15 protein-coding genes are annotated in these 17,361 nt (G+C 35.5%); 13 read left to right on the top strand and 2 right to left on the bottom strand.

Annotated elements, in window-relative coordinates; genetic code table 11:
* Positions 1 to 57: 57 nt before the first annotated feature.
* From M0D21_RS17110 to atpG, 11 genes are all read left to right on the top strand, one after another.
* Positions 58 to 3,237: a TonB-dependent receptor gene (locus tag M0D21_RS17110; RefSeq protein ID WP_248331803.1), complete on the top strand. Its 3,180-nt coding sequence runs from the start codon at positions 58 to 60 to the stop codon at positions 3,235 to 3,237.
* Positions 3,238 to 3,499: 262 nt separating this feature from the next.
* Positions 3,500 to 6,151, top strand: coding sequence for a type IX secretion system periplasmic lipoprotein PorW/SprE (gene porW / locus M0D21_RS17105; RefSeq protein ID WP_248331801.1), 2,652 nt, complete (start codon positions 3,500 to 3,502; stop codon positions 6,149 to 6,151).
* A 24-nt stretch (positions 6,152 to 6,175) separates the two neighbouring features.
* Positions 6,176 to 6,625, top strand: a complete 450-nt coding sequence (locus tag M0D21_RS17100) for a bactofilin family protein (protein WP_248331799.1) — start codon at positions 6,176 to 6,178, stop codon at positions 6,623 to 6,625.
* Complete coding sequence (locus tag M0D21_RS17095) at positions 6,573 to 6,827, top strand: AtpZ/AtpI family protein (RefSeq protein ID WP_248331797.1); 255 nt, start codon at positions 6,573 to 6,575, stop codon at positions 6,825 to 6,827. The genes M0D21_RS17100 and M0D21_RS17095 overlap by 53 nt, the downstream gene beginning before the upstream one ends.
* 39 nt (positions 6,828 to 6,866) lie before the next feature.
* Positions 6,867 to 7,244 (top strand): hypothetical protein, encoded by a 378-nt coding sequence (locus tag M0D21_RS17090; RefSeq protein ID WP_248331795.1) that lies wholly within the window; start codon positions 6,867 to 6,869, stop codon positions 7,242 to 7,244.
* A 122-nt stretch (positions 7,245 to 7,366) separates the two neighbouring features.
* On the top strand, positions 7,367 to 8,434 hold the full coding sequence (atpB, locus tag M0D21_RS17085; RefSeq protein WP_248331793.1) for a F0F1 ATP synthase subunit A: 1,068 nt from the start codon (positions 7,367 to 7,369) through the stop codon (positions 8,432 to 8,434).
* A 36-nt stretch (positions 8,435 to 8,470) separates the two neighbouring features.
* Complete coding sequence (gene atpE, locus M0D21_RS17080) at positions 8,471 to 8,662, top strand: ATP synthase F0 subunit C (protein ID WP_248331791.1); 192 nt, start codon at positions 8,471 to 8,473, stop codon at positions 8,660 to 8,662.
* A gap of 99 nt (positions 8,663 to 8,761) precedes the next feature.
* On the top strand, positions 8,762 to 9,262 hold the full coding sequence (locus M0D21_RS17075; protein WP_248331789.1) for a F0F1 ATP synthase subunit B: 501 nt from the start codon (positions 8,762 to 8,764) through the stop codon (positions 9,260 to 9,262).
* Between the two features lie 7 nt (positions 9,263 to 9,269).
* Positions 9,270 to 9,797 (top strand): ATP synthase F1 subunit delta, encoded by a 528-nt coding sequence (gene atpH / locus M0D21_RS17070; protein WP_248331787.1) that lies wholly within the window; start codon positions 9,270 to 9,272, stop codon positions 9,795 to 9,797.
* A gap of 58 nt (positions 9,798 to 9,855) precedes the next feature.
* On the top strand, positions 9,856 to 11,436 hold the full coding sequence (gene atpA, locus M0D21_RS17065; protein WP_248331785.1) for a F0F1 ATP synthase subunit alpha: 1,581 nt from the start codon (positions 9,856 to 9,858) through the stop codon (positions 11,434 to 11,436).
* A gap of 43 nt (positions 11,437 to 11,479) precedes the next feature.
* Positions 11,480 to 12,340, top strand: a complete 861-nt coding sequence (gene atpG / locus M0D21_RS17060; RefSeq protein ID WP_248331783.1) for an ATP synthase F1 subunit gamma — start codon at positions 11,480 to 11,482, stop codon at positions 12,338 to 12,340.
* A 54-nt stretch (positions 12,341 to 12,394) separates the two neighbouring features.
* Here the strand turns inward: atpG and M0D21_RS17055 are convergent, their stop codons facing one another.
* Positions 12,395 to 13,096, bottom strand: a complete 702-nt coding sequence (locus M0D21_RS17055; RefSeq protein WP_248331781.1) for a LytR/AlgR family response regulator transcription factor — start codon at positions 13,094 to 13,096, stop codon at positions 12,395 to 12,397.
* 3 nt (positions 13,097 to 13,099) lie between these two features.
* Positions 13,100 to 14,731 carry a histidine kinase gene (locus tag M0D21_RS17050; protein WP_248331779.1) on the bottom strand — a complete coding sequence of 544 codons (1,632 nt, stop codon included), beginning with the start codon at positions 14,729 to 14,731 and terminating at the stop codon, positions 13,100 to 13,102.
* A 209-nt stretch (positions 14,732 to 14,940) separates the two neighbouring features.
* Here M0D21_RS17050 and M0D21_RS17045 point away from each other — a divergent pair, with 209 nt between their 5' ends.
* Both M0D21_RS17045 and M0D21_RS17040 read left to right on the top strand, forming a co-directional pair.
* Entirely contained in the window at positions 14,941 to 16,773 is a 1,833-nt protein-coding gene (locus M0D21_RS17045; protein ID WP_248331777.1) for a serine hydrolase domain-containing protein, read from the top strand.
* A 97-nt stretch (positions 16,774 to 16,870) separates the two neighbouring features.
* The gene (locus tag M0D21_RS17040; protein ID WP_248331775.1) at positions 16,871 to 17,356 is read left to right on the top strand and encodes a hypothetical protein; all 486 of its coding nucleotides are present in this window, start codon (positions 16,871 to 16,873) and stop codon (positions 17,354 to 17,356) included.
* The last annotated feature ends 5 nt before the right edge of the window (positions 17,357 to 17,361 follow it).

Here is a 17,361-nt window from a genome sequence, read left to right as displayed (position 1 = left end):
AAAAAGGGTAATCGTACGCTATTTTCACACTTAGCGCACAAATCAAATGTTTTAAAAATGAGGCTTACACTGGTTTTATTTTGTTTTTCCATCTTTCAGGTGATGGGTACTTCTGGGTTTTCTCAAGGCAAAATAGAACTCGATTTTAAACAAACTCCAATTGTTGAGGTATTAGAGGAAATCAAAAATCAAACTTCGTATAAATTCTTTTACATCAATGATGAGGTAAATGTTAATCAGAAAACTTCTATTAAAGTTAAAAGAGAAAATATAGAAAATGTATTAACGTTACTTTTTGAAGATACAGACATTTCTTATACCATCGTTGGGAAACAAATTGTTTTGAAAACGTCTGCTTTAAATGAGAAGAAATCTATTCTTCAAAGAGAAATTAATGGTAATGTAAAAGATTCAAATGGAAGCCCGTTACCCGGAGCCAATGTCTTGGTAAAAGGAACGACAATTGGTGCACAAACCGATTTTGAAGGAAATTTTACGATTAGTTTACCCGAAGAGAATAGCATATTGGTGATTTCATATATTGGTTTTGAAACTACCGAAGTTAATGCAGAAGGTAAAGATTTTATATCGGTAACACTTAAAGATGCTTCAGCTCAACTAGATGATGTGGTAATTGTAGGTTCAAGAAATCCCAGCCGTACAGCAGTTGAAACGGCCGTTCCAATTGATGTTTTAGACATCACAGAAATAGCTACGCAAGGCCCGCAAACTTCTTTAAACGAAATACTTAACTATGTGGCGCCTTCTTTTACATCGCAAACGCAAACAGTTTCAGATGGTACAGACCACATTGACCCAGCATCTTTGAGAGGACTTGGTCCTGATCAGGTATTGGTATTGATCAACGGAAAAAGAAGACACAATACTGCACTGGTAAATGTAAATGGTACCGTGGGAGCAGGTAGCGTAGGAACAGATATGAATGCAATACCAACAGCTGCCATACAGCGCATAGAAGTACTACGTGATGGTGCGGCTGCCCAATATGGTTCTGATGCCATTGCAGGGGTAATCAATATCGTATTGAAAAAAGCTACTAATAAGTTAGATGTTACGTTAAATACAGGTGCTAATTTTAGCGAAAACTCAAATCAGTTTGAAGGCGGAAGCGATGGAGAAAAAGTAAAACTTGATGTAAATTATGGATTGCCAATCGGAGATAATGGTGGGTACATAAATTTTACAGGATCTTTATCTACTAGAGAGCCAGCATTGCGTAACAGAGATTATCAAGGAGATATTTTTAGAGGATATCATGGTGCAGAACGTGTTTTTGCTCAAGGGGGAGGTAACGTTGCCGAAATGACATTGGCAGATTACCAAACCGCAGCACAAGGAATAACTTACCTCGATCAGGCAACAAGAGACCAGATTGCTGCATTAGATGTAACCAATGATGCTGATATAGCAACCTTTAGAAGTTTATTAGATATAGATGTAGATGAAGATGAACTTGCTGCCAGAGGTTTAACCCGAGAAGATTTTAGATTTAGAGTAGGTACCTCAAAATTACGTGAAGGGAAATTCTTCGCAAATATGGCGATTCCTTTAGGGGAAGATGCAGAATTTTACAGTTTTGGAGGAATTAGTTATCGTGAAGGACTGGCCTCTGGATTTTACCGAAGACCAGCACAAGGGGATGGGCGTGCAAATACACCAGCATTTCCAAATGGTTTTTTACCAAATATAGGAACCGATATTGTAGATAGATCTATTGCCGTAGGTATACGAGGGGTAGTTAATAATTGGAATGTAGATTTTTCAAATACCTATGGAACCAACACATTCGATTTTACAGTAAGTAATTCTAGTAACGGTACATTAGGTGTAGCCACACCAAGAAATTTTGATGCCGGAGGACTTAGCTTTATGCAGAATACCACGAATTTGGATATTAGCAGATTTTATGAAGATATTTTTAGTGGATTAAACGTGGCAATGGGTGCAGAATACAAGGTAGAGAATTATGCCATTACAGCGGGAGAAGAAGCATCGTATGTTAGTTATGATGTTAATGGAAATGTGGTAACAGGAACAACTCCAGATGCCGATTTGGTGCGTAATAACTTTACAGGTGCTGTTCTAGGAGGAGGTTCTCAAGTATTTAGAGGCTTCGATCCAAATAATGAAACCGATGAATATCGTAATAGTATTGCCGGATATATTGATCTAGAAGCCGACTTTACAGAAAAATGGTTGGTGAGTCTTGCAGGAAGATATGAGAACTTCTCAGATTTTGGAGACACCTTCAATTACAAATTAGCAACTCGTTATAAAATCACAGAGAACTTCTCTGTGCGAGGTGCCAACAGTACAGGATTTAGAGCGCCATCATTACATCAGCAATTCTTTAGCCGAACAAGTACTGTTTTTGTAGATAATCAACCTTTTGAGCAAGGAACATTTACCAATGATAGTAGAGCTGCAGACTTGATAGGAATTGCAAAACTTAAAGAAGAAACATCAAATAGTTTTAGTGTTGGGCTTACAGCCAAAATTCAAAATTTTACAGTTACGGCAGATGCTTATTTAATCAATATCGATGATAGAATTGTATATAGTGGTAGCTTTGGAAACGGAGGTGATCCAGAATTGACACAGATATTTCAAGCAGCAGGAGCTACAAGCGCTCGATTTTTTGTAAATGCCATTGATACCAAGTCACAAGGTGTAGATGTAGTTATTTCTCATAAAATGAATTTTGGCGAAGACGCAACATTAAAAAATGATTTATCAGCCACATTTGCCAAGACTGAAGTAGAAGAAATTAGAGTTCCTGAGAGAATCGCAAATGCAGGTCAAAGTGGTAATTTCTTTGATGGGCAGGAAGAAGCCTTTTTAACCCTGGCACAACCCAGAACCAAAATAAGTTTTAGCAACGCTCTGTCTTTTGGAAAGTATAATGTGTTGTTACGTAATGTGTTTTTTGGTGAGGTAACCGATCCAGATGATTTTAATGGCGACCCAAGAGTAGACGGAACCGTGGTAAGCGATGATGCGGTTTATGATGGGAAAGTAGTAACCGATCTTTCTTTCTCGGCAGAACTTCTTGAAAATTTAAATGTGACCATTGGAGCGAATAACTTGTTAGATGTATACCCCGATGAAAACAGAGCCGGAGGAACCGCTGGAGATCAATTTGTGTTTTCTAGAAGAACTTCACAGTTTGGATATTCTGGTAGGTTTTTGTTCGCAAGAGTTAATTTTAGTTTATGATGTTCCACTAATTTCGGTTTTGTTTTTAAAAAAGGGCGCGAGGAATTCTTCGCGCCTTTTTTAATACCTCCCTAAAGAGGCATTTAAAAGATCTTCAATACATGGAAAACTGAATAAAAATGAGCTATGAGGCAGAAAAATTTACTAACCATCTGTTTTTTAACGAAAGAAATGTATTTTTACCATTTACAGACTATTTTTGTGTATTGTAACACACTAAAAAATAAGTTTTTCAGTTATCACACTTATAAATTATCTCTAATTGGGACGAAAAATATCAAAAATCGCTCTGGTGCTGTTTTTAGCCGTTGTAGGGTTTGCCTGTTCTCGTAAAAAAGACAAGTTTGTAAACCGTACCTGGCATGATGTGACTACAAAAAACAACACTTTATATAATGGTAGACTAGCCTTTGATCAGGGAAAAGAGGAAATTATACAGACATACGAGGATAATTTTTGGGAATTACTTCCTATCGAAAGAATGATTGTAAGCGAAGATGTGCGCTTACCCAACGAAGTATTGAATCAAAATTTTGATCGCTCCGAAGAAAAAGCTGTAAAAGCCATACAAAAACACAGTATGCTTATTAATGGAAAAGAGCGAAACCCAAGAATAGACGAGGCATTTCTTTTGCTTGGGAAATCTAGATATTTTGAGCAAAGATTTATCCCGGCTTTAGAAGCTTTTAATTATATCCTTTATAAATATCCGACAAGTAACACCATCAACCATGCAAAGGTATGGAGGGCGAAAACCAATCTTCGATTAGACTATAATGAAAAAGCTATCGAAGACCTTACCCGAATGATTGAGCAGGAATATATGGAGCCTCAGGATTATGCTGATGCTGTTGCTATGATCGCACAAGCTCATGTGAACCTCAAGCAAAAGGATTCTGCAATCACATATATCAATAAAGCGGCAATTCATACCAAAAAATTTGAAGAAAAAGGAAGATACCTTTATATCAAAGGTCAATTGCTCAATGAATTAGGTAGAAAAGATAGTGCCAATTATGCTTTTGATCAAGTAATCGAACTCAATAGAAGAACACCAAGGAGGTACATGTTAAATGCCTACATGGCAAAAGCAAGAAATTTTAACTACGAAACTGGAAATCGCGAAGAGTTTTTAGAACTGCTAACCGATCTTGAGGAGAATCGTGAAAACCGACCTTTTTTAGATAAAATATATAACCAGAAAGCGGTGTATTTTTTAACCTTAGATTCAATAGATATGGCGGTTGACTATTACAACAAATCCTTGAGAACAAATTCGCCCGATAAATATTTAGAGTCTCTAAACTATTATACATTGGGAGATGTAAGTTTTGATAGAAAAGAATATGCTACTTCTGGGAAATATTACGACAGTACACTGCAACGAATGATTGTAGATTCTAAGAGGTATAGAGTACTAAAGAAAAAACGAGATAATCTTGATGATGTTATCTTGTACGAAGGAGTGGTAAAAACCAACGATAGTATTCTTACTGTAGTTGCTATGTCTCCAGAAGACCGATTGGCGTATTATACAGAGTATACCGATAAGATAAAAGCCGAGGCTATTGCTGCACAAGAAGCAGCCGAAATAGAAAAATTTAAAAGTCAACTCCCTGTAGAACAAAGGTTTCAACAACCAGGAAGACCAGGTTTAAATTCGGTTACTCCAGGAGGTCCAAATGCAAATGCTGCCGGTAAATTCTATTTCTATAATCAAACGACGGTAGCTTATGGTAAAACGTCATTCAAAAGAACTTTTGGCAACCGAGAATTACAAGATAACTGGAGAGTTTCTAGTATTTCCAATCCAGGAGCTGTTTCTACAGAGCAGGAGAATAAACAAGAACAATATTCAATAGATACCGACCCTACTTTTGATCCGCAAACCTATATTGCTCAACTCCCAACCGAGCAAGGAACTTTAGATACTTTGAAAACAGATCTTAATTTTGCGTATTATCAATTAGGAGTTATTTATAAGGAAAAATTTCAGGAATATGAATTGGCAATAGATAAGTTTGAGACTTTATTGCAAAGTGATCCCGAAGAACGCCTTATTATTCCTTCAAAATATAACCTGTATAAGATCTATACCGCTCAAGGTGATATTGCGAAGTCTAATGCATCAAAACAGGACATCATAAACAATCATGGGGATTCTAGATATGCAAAAATCTTACAGAATCCTGATGAGGCTTTGGAAGATGATAAAAATAGTCCAAAATCAATGTATAATGCCTTGTATAAAGATTTCCAAAGCCAGAAGTATGCACAGGTAATCTCAAAAAGTGAAGAACTCATTACTAAGTTTGGTGCCGATGATGAGTTTTTACCCAAGTTTGAGTTATTAAAGGCACAAGCAATTGGTAGGTATCGAGGTTTTGAGGCGTACAAAGAGGCATTAAATTATGTTGCGCTTAATTATCCTCAAAGTCCAGAAGGTAAAAAAGCTCAGATTTACTACCAAATTACTATACCACAGATCCAAAACAATCAGTTTGAAACTGGTTTAGACGATAAAAAGAATCATAAACTTATTTATCCGTTTTCTACGTTTGGTAACTACCAGGCGGCAGATTTAAAAGAACATATCACACTTGTTCTAAACGAGTTGAAATATGATAAGATAAAAGTTTCTTTAGATGTATATACTAAAGACCAACAATTTGTAGTTGTACATACACGTAGAAGTAGAGAAGAAGCTGAAGGACTTGCAGAGCTGTTGTCTCTTGGTAAAACGGAAGATACAAGAGGAGTAGATTTGACCAAGTGGAACAGAAAGAAAAAATATTATAAAAAAGTAGAGGCAGACCATTTTACAATGGCCTCTACAAATTATAGAATACTTCAGATACACAAGAATCTGGAGAATTATGACAAAGAATATACAATAGAAGAAGAAACCGAATAATAATTTAATCCCCCTTATACAATTATGTTTTCAGATAATAAAAAAGGAAGAGACCAAGGCGGCATGACTGATTTCTCTCGTAACCAAAACAAAATCTCTGAAGGAACCAAAATCGTAGGTGATATCGTTTCTGAAGGTGGTTTTAGAATTGAAGGAACAATAGAAGGAACTTTTAAAACCTCGGGTAAAGTAGTGGTTGGAAAATCTGGGTTCATACAAGGAACTTTAGAGTGTTCTGATGCAGATTTTGAAGGTAAGTTTTCTGGTACATTACTAGTTTCAAACACTTTATCTTTAAAACCTACTGCTCATATAGAAGGAGAAGTTACCGTAGGTAAATTGGCTGTTGAGCCTGGAGCAAACTTCAATGCCTCTTGTTCTATGAAAGGCGGTGTAAAGTCGTTGAGCAAACCATCTAGCAGTGAGTCAAAACAACCACAAGCCGCAGCGCAAGGACAAGGGAAATCAGCTTAGAAAATATGCTGCCCTTACCGGAATAGCTTTTCAAATGGGAGGCACAATATTTATTTGTGCTTATCTGGGAAAAAAGCTAGATACCTATTACCAATTAGAAAAACAATGGTTTACCATGGGTTTGGTGTTATTTGGTGTTACGGCATCTATTTATCTTGTGATTAAACAGCTAAATCGTATCAACAACTCAAATAACAAGTAGTTAGGGTTGTGTGGATTATATGTTGCGTAAAATTCTATAATGCTTAAAGAAATACTTCTTTTTCTGTTTCTATTTGTGGTAATAGTTATTGGGGGATACTTCATCCATACAGAAATTATCAAAAGCTTTTCTCTAGATCGTAATGACAAAATAATCGATCTTTCTTATCTATTTAATGGGGCATTTACTATAGTATTTACCGTTGGAACATTATTGGTGCGAAAAAGATTCAAAGATTTGATTGGTTTTATCTTTATGGGGGGCAGTTTGATCAAAATAGGAGGGTTTATTGCTATTACAAAGTTCAATGATATCGAAATCAACAAAAATGTCTTTCTAGATTTCTTTATTGCCTACTTAATTTGTTTGATCTTAGAAGTTTATTACTTTTCACGAATTTTGAAGTCTATTAATTAGTTGGTTTTCAGCATTTTATTTTTTGAAAAATAATCTCAAACTTATTTGATCAAAATAGTTTAAGAATCTAACTTTATTGTGTACATTTGCACCGAAATTTAGGAACCGAAATTTTAGGCGTAATGCAAAAACGTACTGTAGTTAAGATTTTATTGATTTTTACACTGGTTTTTACCACTTCTAATCTATTTGCTAAAGAAACTAAGGAAGAAGGAAGCGGTGATTTGAAAACTGAAATAAAGGAGTTTATCGATCATCACCTTCAAGATTCACATGATTTCACGTTATTTTCTGATAAAGCTACACATAAACATTATGGATTTCCATTGCCTGTGATTTTATGGGATAATGGATTGAAGGTATTTTCGTCTTCTAAGTTTCATCATGGAGAAACTGTTGCAGAGGTAGATGGAAATTACTACAAGCTATACCACAGTAAAATTTATAAAACTGATGCTGAGGGAACTATCAACTATGATGAAGACCATCACGCTACCAATGCTAAACCTTTAGATTTTTCGATCACCAAAAACGTAGTAAGTATGTTTTTGATTGGATTGTTAATGTTCTTTATGTTTAGAGGTTTGGCAAAATCATACAAAAAGAATAACGGCATCCCAACCGGAGTAGGTCGTTTTCTTGAGCCGCTTGTGGTATTTGTAAGAGATGAAATCGCTATTCCAAACATTGGAGAGAAAAAATATAAGAGATATATGAGTTTCTTGTTAACAATATTTTTCTTTATCTGGTTGCTAAACCTTTTAGGGATGACTCCACTTGGAGTGAACGTTACAGGAAACATTGCAGTAACTTTTGCACTAGCATTGCTGGTATTCTTAATTACCAACTTAACTGCAAACAAAAATTACTGGGGTCACATTTTCTGGATGCCAGGAGTTCCAACATTTATGAAAATAGTTTTAGCTCCAATCGAGTTACTTGGTATTTTTATTAAACCATTCTCATTAATGATTCGTTTGTATGCTAACATGACCGCTGGTCACGTAGTATTAATGAGTATAGTTGGGTTAATGTTCATTTTCAAGAGTTGGATCGGTAGCCCATTATCATTCGGATTAGCATTTGCACTATCTATATTAGAATTATTGGTAGCTGCATTACAAGCATATATATTCACGATGTTGTCTGCGCTGTACTTTGGTATGGCAAATGAAGAGGCACATCACTAATAAAGTATTGAAGTTTAATTTTTTAATTATATAATCATGGATATCCCAAGAATTATTGGAGCAGGTTTAATTGTAATTGGTGCTGGAGTTGGTATCGGTAGAATCGGTGGTCAAGCGATGGAAGCTATCGCTCGTCAGCCAGAAGCTTCTGGTAAAATCCAAACAGCTATGCTTATTGCAGCTGCACTTATCGAAGGTATTGGATTCGCTGCGTTATTCGCATCTTAATCGAACCTTTAAAGAACAAACAACAACTGTAACGGTTGGTTGCAGTTGTTGTTTAAGATTATTTAAAAATTAGACAATTAAGAAACAACATAATTAGTTATGGAGAAGTTAATAAATGATTTTTCGTTCGGCCTTTTTTTCTGGCAGATTTTACTTTTTGTAGGTTTAGTATTATTACTTAGAAAATATGCTTGGAAACCTATTCTTGAAGCGATTAATAATCGTGAAGCAGGAATTAAGGATGCATTAGAATCTGCTGAAGCTGCAAGAAAAGAAATGCAAAATCTTCAGGCAGATAATGAGCGTATCTTAAATGAAGCTAGAGCAGAGCGTGATGCTATGTTGAAAGAAGCTAGACAGCTTAAAGAAAACATGATCACCGATGCAAAGACTGAAGCACAAGCAGAGGCAGATAAAATTGTAGCACAAGCACAAGCAACTATCGCTAGTGAGAAAAAAGCTGCAATTGCAGATTTGAAAAATCAAGTGGCTGGGCTTTCTGTAGAAATCGCGGAAAAGGTGGTAAGAAAAGAATTATCTGACAAGAAGAATCAATTAGAATTGGTTGATTCTATGTTAGGAGATGTTACTTTAAACTAAATTATAAATGAGTAGAGCAGCAATACGATATGCAAAAGCTGTTTTGAGCTTGGCTCAAGACAAAAAAGCCACTGAAGATGTTCAGAAGGAGATGCAAAGTATTATCAATACTGTTAACGATAGTGCCGAGCTTAAAATGGTTTTGAACAGCCCGCTGATCAAAAGTGAAGTGAAATTGGCTTCTCTACGTGAGATTTTCAAAAGTGCTGGCGATATCACTCAAAAATTATTCGAAATATTAATTCAGAATAAAAGAGTTGATTTGCTTGCAGACGTAGCAAAACAATATATTGTTCTTTTAGATCAATTAAATAATACTCAGGTAGCAAAAGTTACTACTGCAGTTCCTTTAGATAAAACACTTAGCGCAAAAGTTTTGGCTAAGGTTAAAGAGTTAACAGGCAACGAAGCTACTATCGAAAATATAGTAGACGAGAGTATTATAGGTGGGTTTATTTTAAGAGTAGGTGACTTGCAGTATAATGCAAGTATCGCAAATAAACTTACTACTTTAAAAAGAGAATTAAGTAATTAATATAAATTAATAATAAGGGAATAAGAAGTCACTTCTTATTCGTCTAAATTACTATAAAATGGCAGAAGTGAATCCTGCTGAAGTATCAGCAATATTAAAACAACAATTATCTGGTTTTGAAGCATCAGCTTCATTAGAAGAGGTAGGTACTGTATTACAGGTAGGTGATGGTATCGCACGTGTATACGGTTTGTCTAACGCTCAATACGGAGAATTAGTACAGTTCGATTCTGGTTTAGAAGGTATCGTACTTAACCTTGAAGAAGATAATGTTGGTGTCGTACTTTTAGGTTCTTCTACAGAAGTAAAAGAAGGTGCAACTGTAAAACGTACACAACGTATTGCATCTATTAATGTTGGAGAGGGAATCGTAGGACGTGTGGTAGACACGCTAGGAAACCCAATAGATGGTAAAGGAGCAATAGAAGGTGAAACTTTTGAAATGCCATTAGAGCGTAAAGCTCCTGGTGTAGTTTACCGTCAGCCGGTAAATGAGCCGCTTCAAACAGGAATTAAGTCGATCGATGCCATGGTGCCAATCGGTAGAGGACAGCGTGAGTTGGTAATCGGTGACCGTCAGACTGGTAAAACAACAGTTTGTATCGATACGATTCTTAACCAAAAAGAATTTTATGATGCTGGGGAGCCAGTATACTGTATTTATGTAGCTATCGGACAGAAAGCTTCTACAGTAGCAGGTATCGCCAAAGTATTAGAAGATAAAGGTGCATTGGCATATACAACTATTGTTGCTGCAAATGCATCAGATCCTGCTCCAATGCAGGTATATGCTCCGTTTGCTGGTGCAGCAATTGGAGAGTATTTTAGAGATACTGGTCGTCCGGCTTTAATTATCTATGATGACTTATCAAAACAAGCGGTAGCATATCGTGAGGTATCTCTTTTATTACGTCGTCCACCAGGACGTGAGGCATACCCTGGAGACGTTTTCTACCTTCACTCAAGATTGTTAGAGCGTTCTGCAAAGGTTATCGCCGATGATACTATTGCTAAGGATATGAATGACCTTCCAGATTCTTTAAAATCTAAAGTTAAAGGAGGAGGATCATTAACTGCACTTCCTATTATTGAAACTCAGGCGGGTGACGTTTCTGCATATATCCCAACCAACGTAATTTCGATTACCGATGGTCAGATTTTCTTAACGTCAGATTTATTTAACTCTGGGGTTCGTCCAGCGATTAACGTAGGTATTTCGGTATCTCGTGTAGGTGGATCTGCACAGATTAAATCGATGAAGAAGGTAGCAGGTACACTTAAACTGGATCAGGCACAGTTCCGTGAATTAGAAGCTTTTGCTAAGTTCGGTTCAGACCTTGATGCAGCGACTTTAAACGTAATCGAAAAAGGAAAACGTAACGTAGAAATTCTTAAGCAAGCGCAAAATGATCCTTACACCGTAGAAGATCAGATTGCAATTATCTATGCTGGTTCTAAGAATTTACTTAGAGATGTTCCTGTAGATAAAGTAAAAGAGTTCGAGAGCGATTATATCGAATATTTAAATGCTAAGCATAGAGATGCTCTAGATACGCTTAAATCTGGAAAATTAACCGACGAGGTTACAGATGTATTAATATCTGCTTGTAAAGAGATTTCAGCAAAGTATAAAGCTTAATAACAATTCATAATTCTGAATTCAGAATTCATAATTATACGAAATGGCTAATTTAAAAGAATTACGTAGTAGAATAACCTCTGTGTCGTCAACGATGCAAATTACCAGTGCCATGAAAATGGTATCGGCTGCAAAATTGAACAAAGCACAGCAGGCTATTACTGCAATGCGTCCATACGCAGATAAACTTACCGAACTCCTTCAAAGCTTAAGTGCTTCACTCGAAGGAGATAGTGCAAGTGTATATGCAGAGCAACGCGAAGTAAATAAAGTATTGATTGTTGCAATTGCTTCTAATCGTGGTTTGGCCGGTGCTTTCAATTCTAATATCATAAAAGCGGTAAAAGGCTTATATGAGAATGATTATGCAGGAAAGCAGGTAGACTTTATGACTATCGGAAAAAAGGTTAACGACGTAGTTTCTAAAACACACACGGTTATTGCTAACAAAAGTGGAGTTTTTGATGACCTTACTTTTGCAAATGTCGCTGATATCGCAGAAGAGCTGATGGAAACATTTACCAATGGTTCTTACGACAAGATCGTAGTGGTATATAATAAGTTTAGAAATGCTGCATCTCAAGATGTAACAACTGAGCAGTTTTTACCAATTTTGCCTATCGAAAATGCGACAGCCTCGAATATAGATTATATTTTCGAGCCTTCAAAAGAAGAAATTGTAGAGCAGTTAATACCTAAGTCGTTAAAAACGCAATTGTATAAAGCGATTAGAGACTCTTTTGCTTCAGAGCATGGAGCACGTATGACAGCAATGCATAAAGCAACCGATAATGCAACTGAGCTTAGAGATGCACTTAAGTTATCTTACAATAAAGCAAGACAGGCTGCGATTACCAATGAAATCCTGGAGATTGTTGGTGGTGCAGAAGCATTAAATAGTTAAGAAATACTTCTATTAAATATACATTAGCCTCATAAGAAATTATGAGGCTTTTTTTTAGCCAAACATTCGCTCTTTTAAACTCTTGTATTTGGTCCTTCCGACGGGTAGTAATTCATTGTTTTTTAACTCTGCCATATACTTACTGCCAGAACTCACTTTGATAGCTCTAATCTCTGAAATTTTCAAAAGATAAGATTTATGAATTCGTATAAATGTTTCTGGTAACAGTTGCTCTAGTTTTTCCAAGGATTTGTCATGCAAAAAAGTGGCACTAGTGTTCAAGACTAGCTCAGAATACATTCCGGCACCTTTTATATATACAACGTTATCAATATCTATTAATCGTACCTCTCCACGTTTTTTAACAGCCAGAAATTTGATATTCTTAGTAGCAATGTCTTCTTTGTTCAAAACTCTATCAAAAGCTTTGTATAATCGTTCCTGATTAAAAGGTTTGGGAACAAAGTCAAGAACACCAAATTCGAATGCTTGTAGTGCCTGTTCTTTGTAAGCCGATATTATGATGGTGTGAAAAGATTGTGAAACCGCTTCTTTTAGCAAATCGAAACCATTTTCTCCGTTTAAGTTAAGATCTAGAAGAACTAGATCTACTGTATTGTTTTGAACATACTCCAACCCTTGATCGAGTGATTCAAGATGTGTGATTTGCTCAGCAGTATTTAGAAAGAACTCTTTTGTCATTCTTACAATTCGCTTTGCAATTCTAAGTTCGTCTTCAATAACAAGTATATTCATAAATTAAACGTATATAGTTATGATATTTTCCCAACCTTGAGGATGTTTTTGAGAGCTAAAGTCCCATTTTTGGCCATAACTCTCGGTAAGACGTGCCTTAACATATTTATTTCCGGTTCCGTCCTCAGTCGCTTTGTTAGGTTTTCTAATGCCTGCAATGGTTCTAAGGAAATATCTTCTGTGTCGTGAAGAGGTTTCTTGAACAAGTTGAAAGCTAATAGTGTTATTTGTATCGGGTATGCAATGGGTAATTCCATTTTCAATCAAGGTATGAATTATCGCAGGGGGTATGGTTTGAGTTTCTTCTATAGCTTCCTCATGCCATGAATAGGTAATCTCTTTGCGATACTTCATAATATTGAGAAAGCTTTTACAAAGTTGTATTTCCTGAGAGATAGGGATTAATTTTTTATCCTCAATTTGATTCAGTAAATCAAACTCTTCGGCCAAGGCTTCAATAAAATACACTCCTTTTCTTGGAGATTCCTCTACCCAGTCTATTAAAGAAGTCAAAGTGTTCATTAAAAAATGAGGTTGTATCTTTTTCTTTAATAGTTCGTTTTTTAGTCTTGACGTCTCTACCAGGGAATATTCATAAACTTCACGCTGTTTCTTAATCTGTTGCGCCAATATATAGAACATACAAAGCAATAAAATGGTAAAACTTAAAATTAATCCTATATCGTATTCGAAATAATAATAGAATATAACATTAATAAGCAGTGTTGACAGAACTATGAATGCATGTTCTCTTTTTTGAACCATGGCAGTTATAGCCATAGCAATAGAAACAAACCACATGCAGAGGATTAAAACCTGGGTGGTGAAATCGTATTCACCTCTGTAGTAAAAGAACAAAAACAGGAGCAGGAAAAAGTAAATAGTGGCTATTAATTTCCGCTTAGGGATAGAAAACTGAATGGAAAAGTATATGGGTATGATGAAGGCAATGATAAAGGTCAATGCTCCAATAATCTCTAACCGCACATAGAAATCACTATAATGAATAGGAATGTAAAATTTAATGTATTCTATAATAATTAATAAGGAAAACAAGAATGAACAAATACTAAATAGCAGTACAGGGAAAAATCTACGGTTATTAAAATACAGAATAAAGAAGTAGAGGGCAGTAAGCAAAAATGCGCCGGCAAAAATGTAGGTTATGGCGGTAAGAACCACTGGGGCTTGAATAATATTTTTATAGTCACCTACTACAAAGCCCAACCCTCTTTGTTTTTCGGGATGGTATTTTTGCGACATACGCAATGCTAATAAGTGAGTTCCTTTTTTTGCGAGAGAATCGGGAATGATAAAAGACCTGTCTATTTCTCCAATTTTTTCAAGTTCGTTACCAGGGGTTCCGTTGGAACCTATAAGCGTTTCGTCCCAATATACTTCGTAGGCTCCAAACCCATAAATAAGCATTCCTTGCGGGATAAATGGTTTAGGCTTTTCAAGTATATCTATAGTCGCTCTGGCCCAGAATATTGAATCTTTCGTGTTTCCTCTATACAAAGACCATCCACTATCATCAATATTTTTTGACCGCCAGGTTATAGCGTCTCCGGTTTTATATTTTACTTCAGGAGTTTGTATGATGTAATCGTCTTCACAAGACCATAATAGTATCATGACAAAAAGGACAACGCCAAGTTTTTTTATAAGACGATATAATAACATAGGTGTATAACTGATCTATAGTGCTAAGATAGGTTAAAAACAAAGTATATAAGAGCAGTTCAAATACCTATAGAGCAGTTGGTAAAGAAATCCTTTTAAAGAAGGTAATAAAAGTAGAATTTCGAAGTAAATAATCAATTTACGAACAAAAAATTATGTGTATGAGAACTGTAAAAATTATAATAATAGCATGGTGCTTTCTAGTTGGTTTTGGGACTACAAGTACTAAAATGTTGAGTCAGTCTGAAGGGTCAAACTTTGATTCCTTAAAAAAGGAAATTAATGAAAAAATGCAAAAACACAAACTTCATGGTTTGAGTGTAGCTGTGTTTGAAGATTACCGGGTAAAATGGACATATCAATGGGGGATTAAAGCCTCTGGATCCAATGACAAGATAGATGTAAACACTTCATTTTCTACGGCGTCTACCTCCAAAGCCATAGTGGCTATACTTTGTGGGATTTTGGAAGAAAAAGGAATGATCAACCTAGATGATCCTATTGCAAATTATTTAGAGCGATGGAAATTACCGAAAAGCGAATTTGCTCAGAGTAGTAAAATAAGCTGGATGCATTTATTATCTCATACTGCGGGAACCAGTCAAAGTGGTTTTGCAGATTTCTATGAAGGAGATAAGATTCCAACCATTGTACAAAGTTTGAAAGGTGAATTATTGCCTAGATACGACAGAGAGATATCCTTTATTTTCGCACCAGAAACCAATTGGCAATATAGTGGAGGAGGGTATGTAATTATTCAAATGGCTCTCGAAGATCATTTCAAAAAGCCATTGGCAGAGTTGGTTCATGAGTATGTTTTTGAGCCTTTACACCTTAAAAACACAACGATGAAACAACCTAATGAATCGGGTTTTCTAACCAATGTAGCAAAAGTGCATAATTCAAAAGGAGATATTATAAGAACTGGGCTTCCAATTACACCACAGGTTGCGCCATCTGGAATGTGGTCAAACCCTTCAGATCTGTCGATAATAGCGATAGAAATGCAGAACGCCCTTCGAAATAAGAATAACAAGGTGATTTCACAAAAAGTCGCTAAAAGAATAACTGATGTCGTATCTATCCATGCCGTTGGAGGTTGGAGTGCCGGTTGGAATAGATCACTAGGTATTGGAAACCAGGAGTGGTTTTCTCATGGAGGATCAAATACCGGAGTAGGAGGAGAATTTATGGCAACGATGAATGGCGGAAATGGAATTGCGATTTTGGCAAATGGAGATAAACCTAACAGATTTCCAGTAATGAACCATTTACTCAAAGAGGTTTTTGAACTATTAAACTGGGGTGTTACTGTAGAAGAATCTATCCTAAAAGAGATTCCTGAAGATCTTAAAACTGAAGTTGTAGGTTCGTATTTAGATTTCTTATATGGTGCGCAAGGAATTAATAAGATTTTTGAAAAAAATGGGAAGTTATATATAAGCTCACCAATGTTTGATTTCAGATTGGGAAAGAAGAAAAATCAAATGTATTATTTGGGAAATAACACCTTTCAAATTGAAGATTACCCTAATTATATTCAGTTTAAAACCGATAACAAATCAAAGCTAAAAGAGCTGGTTATTTTCAGAAATAAGGAGCAAATGGTGAGTGTTAAAAAAGAAGAAATAAGAAATGAGAAAACGCAACTTATAGATGCTTTTTCTAATCATAAATTAGATGTTGCAATTGAAGAATATAAAAAGATAAAGCAGCAATCTCCCAATTTAAATTTTGAAGCCATTCTTAATGAATTTGGATACCTGTTTTATATGGATAATAAAATAGATAAGGCTATAGCGGTTCTCGAATTTAATCGTGATGAGCATCCCGATTCATGGAATACTTATGATAGTCTTGGAGAAATTTATGAAATAAGTGGAGCATTCAAGAAATCTGCAGAAAACTTTAAGAGAGCCCAACAGCTTAATGACTCAAAAGAGTATAAAGATCGTATTGCCCAAAAGATCTCAGAGTTATTGCATAAATCATAAACAAAAGATTATAAGAATAGTTGAATTAATTCTAAAATGACGCAACCTTTACCATTTGTAAAGTCTTAATAGGAGAATAACTCTTTAAACTGAGATCATGAAAAAAAAGATTCTACTATTTACTGCAAAAAGATATATGCAATTAATAATACTTGCTTTGTATTCAACCATTCTTATCTCTTGTGATAATGACAAGGATTTAGATATTGAAAATATGGAAGAAGATCCATGTGCCAGTCTTTTAAATAAAAATGATGAGACGTGTGGTATAAGATTGTTTAATTTAGAGCCCATTCCTAGAACTGGTGATGTTAGAATGTATGAAGCGACAAATATATTGAATGAACCAGAATTGATATGGGGAATATCTGAGGCTATAACAAGTGAAAAATGCTTTTCTTTTATTGAAGAAGAAAACTTAATCAATTATGGGGTAAGGATAATAAGCACATTGAATACAGAGAGTATGTTTTCTGTAGAATATTTAAACACCTATACCGAAGATGTATTTGTAGCTGTTCAGCATATTGCTGGGGATGATGTAATTTGTATATCAGGAGTTCAGGAGGTGTTTGAAGAATAATAGGA

The sequence above is a fragment of the Aquimarina acroporae genome (genome assembly GCF_023195925.1).
Taxonomy (GTDB): domain Bacteria; phylum Bacteroidota; class Bacteroidia; order Flavobacteriales; family Flavobacteriaceae; genus Aquimarina; species Aquimarina acroporae.
This window is presented reverse-complemented; position numbering and strand designations above follow the sequence as displayed.

Bases quoted from the DNA above. Each gene is read 5' to 3' on its own strand.
- atpE (WP_248331791.1), top strand. From the start codon at position 8,471: ATGGATATCCCAAGAATTATTGGAGCAGGTTTAATTGTAATTGGTGCT.
- atpG (WP_248331783.1), top strand. From the start codon at position 11,480: ATGGCTAATTTAAAAGAATTACGTAGTAGAATAACCTCTGTGTCGTCA.
- M0D21_RS17090 (WP_248331795.1), top strand. From the start codon at position 6,867: ATGCTTAAAGAAATACTTCTTTTTCTGTTTCTATTTGTGGTAATAGTT.
- M0D21_RS17110 (WP_248331803.1), top strand. From the start codon at position 58: ATGAGGCTTACACTGGTTTTATTTTGTTTTTCCATCTTTCAGGTGATG.
- M0D21_RS17075 (WP_248331789.1), top strand. From the start codon at position 8,762: ATGGAGAAGTTAATAAATGATTTTTCGTTCGGCCTTTTTTTCTGGCAG.
- M0D21_RS17040 (WP_248331775.1), top strand. From the start codon at position 16,871: ATGAAAAAAAAGATTCTACTATTTACTGCAAAAAGATATATGCAATTA.
- atpB (WP_248331793.1), top strand. From the start codon at position 7,367: ATGCAAAAACGTACTGTAGTTAAGATTTTATTGATTTTTACACTGGTT.
- M0D21_RS17055 (WP_248331781.1), bottom strand. From the start codon at position 13,096: ATGAATATACTTGTTATTGAAGACGAACTTAGAATTGCAAAGCGAATT.
- M0D21_RS17050 (WP_248331779.1), bottom strand. From the start codon at position 14,731: ATGATACTATTATGGTCTTGTGAAGACGATTACATCATACAAACTCCT.
- atpA (WP_248331785.1), top strand. From the start codon at position 9,856: ATGGCAGAAGTGAATCCTGCTGAAGTATCAGCAATATTAAAACAACAA.
- M0D21_RS17100 (WP_248331799.1), top strand. From the start codon at position 6,176: ATGTTTTCAGATAATAAAAAAGGAAGAGACCAAGGCGGCATGACTGAT.
- M0D21_RS17045 (WP_248331777.1), top strand. From the start codon at position 14,941: ATGAGAACTGTAAAAATTATAATAATAGCATGGTGCTTTCTAGTTGGT.
- atpH (WP_248331787.1), top strand. From the start codon at position 9,270: ATGAGTAGAGCAGCAATACGATATGCAAAAGCTGTTTTGAGCTTGGCT.